This window comes from Streptomyces sp. NPDC050619 (genome assembly GCF_040654815.1).
Taxonomy (GTDB): Bacteria; Actinomycetota; Actinomycetes; order Streptomycetales; family Streptomycetaceae; genus Streptomyces.
This window is the reverse complement of sequence record NZ_JBFAIR010000149.1, coordinates 1-1,329: the sequence shown is the minus strand read 5'-3', so window position 1 is coordinate 1,329 and position 1,329 is coordinate 1. Positions and strand designations below refer to the sequence as shown.

General features: G+C 68.7%; 1 protein-coding gene and 1 pseudogene. One reads left to right on the top strand and one right to left on the bottom strand.

The annotated features are described in order from the left end of the window. Positions 1 to 238 (top strand): annotated as a pseudogene (locus tag AB0I77_RS53615) (hypothetical protein); the annotation flags it as partial. Positions 239 to 428: 190 nt separating this feature from the next. Here the strand turns inward: AB0I77_RS53615 and AB0I77_RS53610 are convergent. Beyond that, a partial coding sequence (locus AB0I77_RS53610; RefSeq protein ID WP_363290337.1) for an IS110 family transposase occupies positions 429 to 1,329 on the bottom strand: 901 nt, incomplete at its 5' end.

Here is a 1,329-nt window from a genome sequence, read left to right as displayed (position 1 = left end):
GGGCGACCCCAGGCCGCCCGCCGGGCCGTGGAAACAGACATGGGACCTCCACATTCCCGAGACAGTGCCGGTAGCGGAACACCGGATCCGCCTGCGCGCGCGGACGGGGCACGGAAAAAACTTCTTCGCCCTGCACATCCCCGTCGACTTCAACCGCAGATCCCGCGTACCCGTGACGAATGATCTCATCCCCTCACGCACGACCCACAGCACACAGGACTCCATGCGGCGATGGTGACGCGTTCGCAGACCCCCGAACCCAGCACAGCCTCCACCCGCCACCACCGGCCCCTCCCAGCCGCCCGCACCTCACGACTGATCTCAGCTTGACTCTGAAGCTGATCGGAAAATCGATCTCCTGGTGGGCAGGCGGCAGCATCCGGGCCGCTTCAGTTGCGGACCGGATGTCGGGATCGGACGGGGGTCGGTCAGACAGTTGTGGGGGCGAGGGTGACCTGGTGGCCGAGGGCCTGGAGCTGGCGGACGAGGTCGCGGGTTCTGCGGGCGGGGTTGAGGTGGCGCTGGTGCCAGTCGGAGCCGAGTTCCTGGTAGGAGGCGTCCGGCTCGTTGATCAGGTGCCAGCTGATGACGAGTATCGAGCGGGCGACGGCGACCAGGGCTTTGGCGTGGCCGCGGCGTTTGACGATGCGCCGGTAGCGGGCGCCGAGGAAGGTGTCGGTGCGGGCGGCGGCGTTGGCGGCCTCGCCGAGGGCGCCCTTGAGCCAGGGGTTGCCCTGCCCGGCCGGGCCTGCAGTGTTCTTCGCGCCGGACTGGATCGTGCGGGGGCACAACTTGGCCCAGGACACCAGGTGTTCGGGGGTGGGGAAGCGGCTCATGTCCGCGCCGATCTCGGCGAGGATGATCTGCGCGGTGGCCGGACCGATCCCGGGGATGGCGTCCAGCTTCTCGGCCAAGGAGCGGGCGCTCACGCCACCGGCAGACGGTTCTGCTCCTGGGCCGTCGTGCGGGGTGGTGATCTCTTCCAGCGTGCAGGCGATGAGCCGGTCGAGTTCCTGGATCTGTGCGGTGAGATGGTCGACGGTGCCCAGCAGCACTCGCAGCAGCCGGGCGTGGTGGTCCTCGAACTGCCCGGTCAGGGCCTCGATGAGGGCGGCCTTCTTCTTGATCAGGTTGCCCTTGGCGAGGTCGGCGAGGGCGCGGGGGTTGCGTTCGCCGGCGACCAGGGCATCGAGCATGGCCCGGCCCGACATGCCGAACAGGTCCGAGACGACGCCGGACAGTTTGATCTGCGCGTCCTGGAGGGCCTTGTCCACCCGGTGCTTGTGGCGAGTGCGTTCCTGGACGAACACGGTGCGGGTGCGGGTGAAA